Annotated in this window: 5 protein-coding genes; all 5 read left to right on the forward strand. The window is 63.7% G+C overall.

Features of this window, described 5'->3' with window-relative positions; all coding sequences use genetic code 11:
• Nucleotides 1-85 precede the first annotated feature (85 nt).
• The 5 genes from ACDZ94_RS13210 to ACDZ94_RS13230 all read left to right on the forward strand — a co-directional run bounded on the left by ACDZ94_RS13210 (nt 86) and on the right by ACDZ94_RS13230 (nt 7,544).
• A complete protein-coding gene (locus tag ACDZ94_RS13210) occupies nt 86-1,507 on the forward strand; it encodes a PLP-dependent aminotransferase family protein (RefSeq protein WP_432750258.1) in 1,422 nt (473 codons plus the stop codon).
• A gap of 26 nt (nt 1,508-1,533) precedes the next feature.
• Nucleotides 1,534-1,872, forward strand: a complete 339-nt coding sequence (locus tag ACDZ94_RS13215) for a hypothetical protein (RefSeq protein ID WP_064452035.1) — start codon at nt 1,534-1,536, stop codon at nt 1,870-1,872.
• A 95-nt stretch (nt 1,873-1,967) separates the two neighbouring features.
• Entirely contained in the window at nt 1,968-3,206 is a 1,239-nt protein-coding gene (locus tag ACDZ94_RS13220; RefSeq protein ID WP_432750259.1) for a TolC family protein, read from the forward strand.
• Entirely contained in the window at nt 3,199-4,437 is a 1,239-nt protein-coding gene (locus ACDZ94_RS13225) for an efflux RND transporter periplasmic adaptor subunit (protein WP_407017636.1), read from the forward strand. The genes ACDZ94_RS13220 and ACDZ94_RS13225 overlap by 8 nt, the downstream gene beginning before the upstream one ends.
• Nucleotides 4,434-7,544, forward strand: coding sequence for an efflux RND transporter permease subunit (locus ACDZ94_RS13230; RefSeq protein WP_432750260.1), 3,111 nt, complete (start codon nt 4,434-4,436; stop codon nt 7,542-7,544). The genes ACDZ94_RS13225 and ACDZ94_RS13230 overlap by 4 nt, the downstream gene beginning before the upstream one ends.
• Nucleotides 7,545-7,963 lie beyond the last annotated feature (419 nt).

A 7,963-nucleotide genomic window follows, 5' to 3' on the forward strand; every position in this document is an offset into this window, starting at 1 on the left:
TTCTTCGCAATGCATTGAACCCGAACTCTAACGGCTTTGTGGTTTAATCCTCAGGGCCACTTATGCATAGAGTGATTGGACCACTATGAGCCGAGGAAAAGCCGCATCCGCCCTGGACCTGCCGCGCCCCGATACATTGGAGGCCGGCAAGCAGCAGGGCGCCTACGAGGCCTTGCGTGCGGCGATCTTGAACCGCCAATTGCCGGCCGGCAGCCGATTGCCGTCCACCCGCAGCCTGGCCGAACGCTGGCTGCTGTCGCGCGGTACGCTTGAAGCGGCGTTCGAGCGATTGCACAGCGAAGGCTACGTGCAGCGCGTGGCGGGCTCCGGCACGCGGGTGTGCGCGGTGATCCCCGAGCAATTTATTGCGGCCCCGGCGCCCACCGAAAGCCCACGCCGTATGGCCGTGCCCGATCGGCCTGATGCGGGCGTGCAAAGTCACGTGCCCTTCGTTGCGCGGCGCCCGGATGCCGGCCTGTTCGATCTGAAAGCCTGGGCACGCTGCATCTCCCGCGGGCTACTGTCGGCAGGGCCGGGTGCGCTGGAAGCTTCCCACCCGGCCGGGTTGCCGGCGTTGCGCGCGCAAATTGCCGATTACTTGCGCAGCTATCGCGGCATGCACTGCGAGGCGGACGAGGTGATCGTCACCACCGGCATTCGCCATGGCCTCGACCTGATTGCCCGCACCTTGCTTAAACCGGGCGACACGGCGTGTGTCGAAGACCCCGGCTATACACCGGCGCGTCGCCTGTTCACGCTGGCAGGCGCGCAGGTTGTGCCGATCCCGGTCACGGCCGAAGGCCTCGACACCGCGCAACTCCCGGGTGCTGCACGCTTGGCGTATGTCACGCCTGCACACCAGGCGCCGTTGGGCATAACCCTGTCGGTCTCGCACCGCCTGGCGCTGTTGGACTGGGCGGCGCGCGCGGATGCCTGGGTGGTCGAAGACGATTACGACAGCGAATACAACTACAACAGTGCGCCCCTGGCGGCGCTCAAATCCCTGGATTCCGGCGATCGGGTGATTTACTGCGGCAGCTTCAACAAGAACCTGTTCCCCGGCTTGCGCGTGGGCTTCATGGTCGTGCCCAGGACGCTGCGACCCGCGTTGTTGCGTACCTTGCAACTGACCGGGCATTCAGTGGGCGCCACGGATCAAGTGGGGTTGGTGGAGTTCCTGGGCAGCGGGGCCTTTGTGCGCCATCTGCGCGCCTCGCGTCAGGCGTATCAGGCCCGGCGCGATGCCTTGCTGGCCTGTCTCCCGCAAGGCTGCACGGTCAGCGGCCAGCAGGCCGGGTTGCACTTTGTGCTGTGGTTGCCGGCCGGCGGCGATGAGGCGGATTTCTGCACGCGTGCCGCCGCTGTGGGGCTGACGTTGCAGCCGTTGGGCAAGTTCTGCGTCGAAGCGAGCTTGGCGCCGGCAGTGATCATTGGCTACACCGCGTTGACCCTGGCGCAGATCCGTTTTCACGGGCGAGTGCTCACGAAATTGTTAATGGCGACTTAACGCCCGCTTGGCTAGACTCGCGCCCCATGAGCCGCCTCCTGCGTTTAATCCTGGTCATGCTGTTAAGCCTCACGCTTCCCCTGACCGGGATGGCGGGTGTGCCGTCGAGCACCGAGCCTTGCCCGATGCAGATGTCGGACATGCAAATGATGACGGACATGCCCCCCGATTGCTGCCAGGACGGCGTCGACCATGGCAAGGCCTGCAAGCCCGGCCAGGAGTGCAAGAGCGGTGGCTTGCTGCAACTGTCGATGCCGGTGCTCAAGGCCCCACTGACCCTGGCACACCCTTTAACCGCCAGCCTCTCCTCGGACTTCATCCCCGACCGCACGCCGCCCGGCGTCTGGCGCCCGCCCCGTCGCTGATTCCTGTTGCACCTGAAGACCCATCCCGACCCGGGATGACCTTGCTGTGGGCCGCTTAAAGCGCGACGCAGCGGAACAGATCAGGAATCTTCAACATGAATTCCCTCTACATGCGCGCCCTGGTGGTGGGCGTGCTGGTGTGGCCGGCGCTGGCCTCTGCGCTGACCCTGGATGACGCCCTGCGCCTGGCGCAAAACAACGCGCCCTCACTGACCGCAGAGTCGGCCAAGCTGCAAGCCGCCTCACAGGTGGCAATTGCGGCCGGTGAATTGCCCGACCCGAAACTGGTGGTAGGCCTGCAAAACTTCCCCATCGGCGGGCCCAATCGCGGCACATTGTATGGCGATGACATGACCGACCAGATGATCGGAATCCAGCAACAGGTGCCCAGCCGCGACAAGCGCAAGGCCCGCGTGGAGCTGGCGGATGCAACGATAGAACGCACGGCGGCTGAAGGCCGGATCGAGCGGCTGAGCGTGCGCCAGTCCACGGCACAGGCGTGGATTCGCGCCTACGCCGTGGAGCGCAAAGAGGCCTTGTTCAAAGACTTTTATCAGCAGAATCGCCTGCTGCAAGACAGCGTGCGTGCGCAATTGGCCGCGGGACGTGGCCAGGCATCTGATGCCGTTATTCCCAAGCAGGAAGCCGCCGAGTTGGCGGAGCGCGAGGACGAGTTGACCCAACAACGCGCCCAGGCGCGCGCCGCCCTCAAGCGCTGGATCGGCGCGGCCGCCAATGAGGCGCCCAGCGGCCAGTTACCCAAATGGACCATCGACAGTCTCGGCTACAGCCACAACCTGCATCAACACCCTGAGCTGCAAGCCTTTGTACCGCGCACTCGCGAGGCGCAGGCGCGCTTGCAGGAAGCCAGGGCGCAAAAGACCTCGGACTGGAGTTGGGAGGTCGACTACCAGCACCGGGGCCGGGAATACGGCGATATGGTCAGCCTGCAATTGAGTTTTGACCTGCCGATTTTCCCTGGCCGCCGACAAAACCCGGGTATCGCTGCCAAGCAGGCCGAGGTGGATCAACTGGATGCCGAGCGCGAAGCCGCTACCCGTGAACATACCCAGATGCTCGATGACGACCTCGCGGTGTATCAGCGCCTGGACCGCGCCGTGCTGCGCAGCCAGGACAGCCTGGTGCCGCTGGCCGAAGAGAAGGTGGCGTTGAGCCTGGCCGGTTATCGCGCGGGCAAGGGCGACTTGTTGAATGTGGTCAGTGCCCGTCGCGAGCTGGTCCAGGCCCGCTTCAAACAGATGGATGCCATCGAGCAGCGCGCCTTGATCGGTGCCCAGTTGTATTTCGCCTATGGGGAGCCCAGCAATGAATAATCGAATCGTCGCAGTACTGGTGCTGCTGGGGCTGGGGGCGGGCTACGGGTTGGCGCAGTTGCATCCGCAAACCTCGGTTGCGCCTGCATCGAAAGACGATAAGCAGGCGTTGTACTGGTACGACCCGATGTACCCGCAGCAGAAGTTTGACAAACCCGGCAAGTCGCCCTTCATGGATATGCAATTGGTTCCGCGCTACGCCGAAGCTGAAGGTGCTGCTGCAACTATGCCAACGGTACAGATCGACCCACGGCAAACCCAGAATATCGGCGTGCGCCTGGCGAGCGTGACCCGTGGCGTGATGACCTCTACGCTGGACCTGTCGGGCATCCTTGCCTTCAACGAGCGTGAGGTGGCGGTGGTCCAGGCGCGGGCCGCCGGGTTTGTCGAGCGGGTGTATGCGCGCGCGCCGGGGGATGTGCTAAAAGCCGGCGCGCCCTTGGCGGACCTCCTGATCCCCGAGTGGGCGGCGGCCCAGGAAGAATTCCTCGCACTGCGTCACAGCGGTGACAGCGGGTTGATCGCGGCGGCCCGGCAACGCTTGCGACTGAGCGGCATGCCTGCCGGTTTGATCCAGCAAATGGAGCGCAGCGGCCGGGTGCAGTCGGTGTTGACGGTCACCAGCCCGTTGAGCGGCGCATTGCAAACCCTGGAGGTGCGCGAAGGCATGACGCTGGCGGCGGGGCAGACCCTGGCGCGGATCAACGGGTTGGATCAGGTGTGGTTGCAGATCGCCGTACCGGAGGCCCAAGGGGCGACATTGGCGGTGGGGCAAACCGTGCAGAGCCGGTTTGTCGGTTTACCCGGCAAGCGCGTCTCCGGCACCGTCAGCGCGATCTTGCCGGCCACCGCCATGGACAGTCGCACCGTGCAGGTACGTGTGGAATTGCCCAACCCCGATGGCACCTTGCGCCCGGGCATGACCGCTCAAGTGCGCCTGGCGCAAACCAGCGGGCAAGCGGTGCTGCAAGTGCCCAGCGAAGCCTTGATCCGCACCGGCAAACGCGTGCTGGTGATGCTGGCCGAGGAGGGCGGGCATTATCGGCCGGTCGAAGTCGAAGCCGGCGCGGAAAACCGGGACCAGACGGTGATCCGCAGCGGTTTGCAGGAAGGCCAGCAGGTGGTCGCTTCCGGGCAATTTCTGCTGGACTCGGAAGCCAGTTTGAGGGGAATTACCGCGCCACCGTCCGGCATGCCTGAAATGGGTATGCAACCGGGAGCCCAGCCATGATCGCCCTGCTGATTCGTGGGGCGGTGGCTAACCGTTTTCTGGTGTTGCTCGCCACGCTATTCATCACGGCATGGGGCGTTTGGGCGGTGCAAAACACCCCGATCGATGCCTTGCCGGATCTCTCGGATGTGCAGGTGATTATCCGCACGCCGTTCCCGGGCCAGGCGCCGCAGATCGTAGAAAACCAGGTCACCTACCCGATGACCACCACCATGTTGTCGGTACCGGGTGCCAAGACGGTACGCGGGTTTTCGTTCTTCGGTGACAGCTACGTTTACGTGCTGTTCGACGAAGGTACCGACCTGTATTGGGCCCGTTCGCGGGTGTTGGAATACCTCAGCCAATTGCAGGCACGCTTGCCGGCCTCGGCCAAACCCTCGCTGGGGCCGGACGCCACCGGGGTCGGCTGGATCTACCAATACGCATTGGTGGACCGCACGGGCCAACACGACCTGGCGCAGTTGCGTGCCTTGCAGGACTGGTTTCTTAAATTCGAACTCAAGACCCTGCCGAATGTGGCGGAAGTCGCGACCATCGGCGGCCAGGTCAAGCAGTACCAAGTGCAGCTCGACCCACCGGCCATGGCCAGCCACGGCATCACCCAGGCTCAAGTTGCGCAGGCTATCGGCAAGGCCAATCAGGAAACCGGCGGCTCGGTGCTGAATATGGGCGAGTCCGAGTACATGGTGCGAGCGTCCGGTTACCTGAAAAGCCTGGCTGATTTTCGCGCCATTCCATTGCGCCTCGACAGCAACAATGTGCCGGTGACGCTCGGCGATGTGGCAACGGTCCAACTAGGCCCGGACCTGCGCCGTGGCATCGGCGAGCTCGACGGCGAAGGCGAAGCGGTCGGCGGCGTGGTGATTCTGCGCAGCGGTAAAAATGCGCGTGAAGCCATCGCTGCGGTCAAAACCAGGCTGGAGCAATTGAAGAGCAGCCTGCCGCCCGGTGTGGACATCGTCACGACCTACGACCGCAGCAAATTGATCGACCGTGCCGTCGACAACCTGAGCCACAAGCTGCTGGAAGAGTTCCTGGTGGTGGCGCTGGTGTGCGGGATTTTCCTCTGGCATCTGCGCTCATCGCTGGTGGCGATCATCTCGTTGCCGGTGGGCGTGTTGATCGCGTTTATCGTCATGCGTTTCCAGGGGCTCAACGCCAATATCATGTCCCTGGGCGGCATCGCGATTGCCATTGGTGCGATGGTGGACGCGGCGGTGGTGATGATTGAAAACGCCCACAAGAAGATCGAAGCCTGGCACCACGCCCATCCCGGCAAAACCCTTGAGGGTGATGAGCACTGGAAGGTGGTGACCGATGCGGCGGTGGAGGTCGGGCCGGCGCTGTTTTTCTGTTTGCTGATCATCACCCTGTCGTTTATCCCGGTGTTCACCTTGCAGGCCCAGGAAGGCCGCTTGTTCGGCCCGCTGGCTTACACCAAGACCTACGCCATGGCGGCAGCGGCCGGGTTGTCGGTGACGTTGATTCCGGTGCTGATGGGCTATTGGATTCGCGGGCGCATTCCCGACGAGCAGCGTAACCCGCTCAATCGCGGCCTGATCAAACTCTATCAACCGGCCCTGGATGCCGTGCTGCGTTGGCCGCGCGTGACCTTGCTGGTGGCGCTGCTGATGGTCGCCAGCGTGCTGTGGCCGGTGGCGAAACTCGGTGGCGAGTTCCTGCCGCCGCTGGACGAGGGCGACTTGCTCTACATGCCGTCGGCATTGCCGGGGCTGTCGACGCAGACCGCAGGTGAACTGCTGCAACGCACGGACCGCCTGATCAAGAGTGTGCCGGAAGTGGCCCATGTGTTTGGCAAGGCCGGCCGCGCCGAAACCGCCACCGACCCGGCGCCGCTGGAGATGTTCGAGACCACGATCGAGTTCAAGCCCCGGGACCAATGGCGCCCCGGCATGACCCCGCAATCATTGGTGAAGGAGCTGGACCGTGTGGTGCAGGTGCCGGGCCTGACCAATATCTGGATTCCCCCCATCCGCAACCGTATCGACATGCTCGCCACCGGCGTCAAAAGCCCGATCGGCGTGAAGGTGGCGGGCACCAGCCTGATGCAGATCGACGCGGTGACCCAGGCCGTGGAGAAGGTCGCCAAGGGTGTGCCCGGCGTGAGTTCGGCATTGGCCGAGCGCCTGACCGGCGGGCGCTATGTCGATGTGGATATCGACCGCGCGGCAGCCGCGCAATACGGTCTGAACATCGCTGATGTGCAGTCGATTGTGTCGGGGGCCATTGGCGGGGAAACCATTGGCGAAACCGTGGAGGGCCTTGCGCGTTTCCCCATCAGCCTGCGTTACCCCAAGGCCTGGCGCGACTCGGTGGAGTCGCTACGCAATCTGCCGATCTATACGCCACAGGGCAGCCAGATCACCCTCGGCACGGTGGCCAGGCTCAAGGTCAGTGAAGGCCCGCCGATGCTCAAAAGTGAAAATGCACGGCCTTCCGGCTGGGTGTATATCGACGTGCGTGATCGCGACTTGGCGTCCGTGGTCAAGGACCTCCGTGAGGCCATCAACCAGCAGGTGCACCTGCAACCGGGCATGAGCCTCAGCTATTCGGGGCAGTTCGAGTTTCTGGAGCGGGCCAATCAGCGTTTGAAGCTGGTCGTGCCGGCGACCTTGCTGATCATCTTTGTGTTGCTGTACCTGACCTTCCGCCGTGTGGACGAGGCGTTGCTGATCCTCGGTACATTGCCGTTCGCACTGACCGGTGGCGTCTGGTTGCTCTACTGGCTGGGCTTCAACCTGTCGGTGGCCACGGGCGTGGGCTTTATCGCGTTGGCGGGCGTGTCGGCCGAGTTTGGTGTGATTATGCTGCTCTACCTGAAAAACGCCTGGGCCGAGCGCAAGGACGGTGACCTGCTGGCGGCCATCACCGAAGGCGCAGTGCTGCGGGTGAGGCCCAAGGCGATGACCGTTGCGGTGATCATCGCCGGGTTGTTGCCGATCCTGCTGGGCGGCGGCACGGGCAGTGAGGTCATGAGCCGCATCGCCGCGCCGATGATCGGCGGCATGCTAACGGCGCCGTTGCTGTCGCTGTTCGTGATCCCGGCCGCGTATCACCTGATGCGCCGCGTCAAGGCCAAACGCTGAGCAAACATGGGGGAGGGGGCTCGTGTGGGAGCGGGCTTGCTCGCGAATACGGTGTGTCAGTCGCCAGATACATTGACGGACCCACCGCCATCGCGGCATAGGTATCTACGCAACTATTTGTGTCGCTTTAGGCCTGTGAGGGGGTTAGGTAGGTTGAGTACATATCCGTTGCTGCGGTAACGGCTGCTTAGGGTTCCGCCCTTACGGCGGGTCACTTTTTTACAAAGCGCCTAAAAAAGTAACCAAAAAACGCTTTGCCCCACCACTCGGTGCCTCGCCTGGGCTCGGCATGCCCGCACTCCGGCTTGAATCCGTGGGCCGCCGCAATGGGCCATCCCTGGCCCAGTGCGGCTAACCCGGCGTCCTGCCGGGTTACCCACGGATTCAAGCCTGCGTTCGGCCAGCGTGGTTAACGGGGC

Origin of the sequence: Pseudomonas sp. UBT (assembly GCF_050915955.1) — a bacterium.
In the GTDB taxonomy this organism is placed as follows: Bacteria; Pseudomonadota; Gammaproteobacteria; order Pseudomonadales; family Pseudomonadaceae; genus Aquipseudomonas; species Aquipseudomonas antarctica_A.

What these genes read in the sequence shown, in the direction of transcription:
- ACDZ94_RS13225 (WP_407017636.1), top strand. Translation starts at nt 3,199, where the DNA reads ATGAATAATCGAATCGTCGCAGTACTGGTGCTGCTGGGGCTGGGGGCG.
- ACDZ94_RS13210 (WP_432750258.1), top strand. Translation starts at nt 86, where the DNA reads ATGAGCCGAGGAAAAGCCGCATCCGCCCTGGACCTGCCGCGCCCCGAT.
- ACDZ94_RS13220 (WP_432750259.1), top strand. Translation starts at nt 1,968, where the DNA reads ATGAATTCCCTCTACATGCGCGCCCTGGTGGTGGGCGTGCTGGTGTGG.
- ACDZ94_RS13230 (WP_432750260.1), top strand. Translation starts at nt 4,434, where the DNA reads ATGATCGCCCTGCTGATTCGTGGGGCGGTGGCTAACCGTTTTCTGGTG.
- ACDZ94_RS13215 (WP_064452035.1), top strand. Translation starts at nt 1,534, where the DNA reads ATGAGCCGCCTCCTGCGTTTAATCCTGGTCATGCTGTTAAGCCTCACG.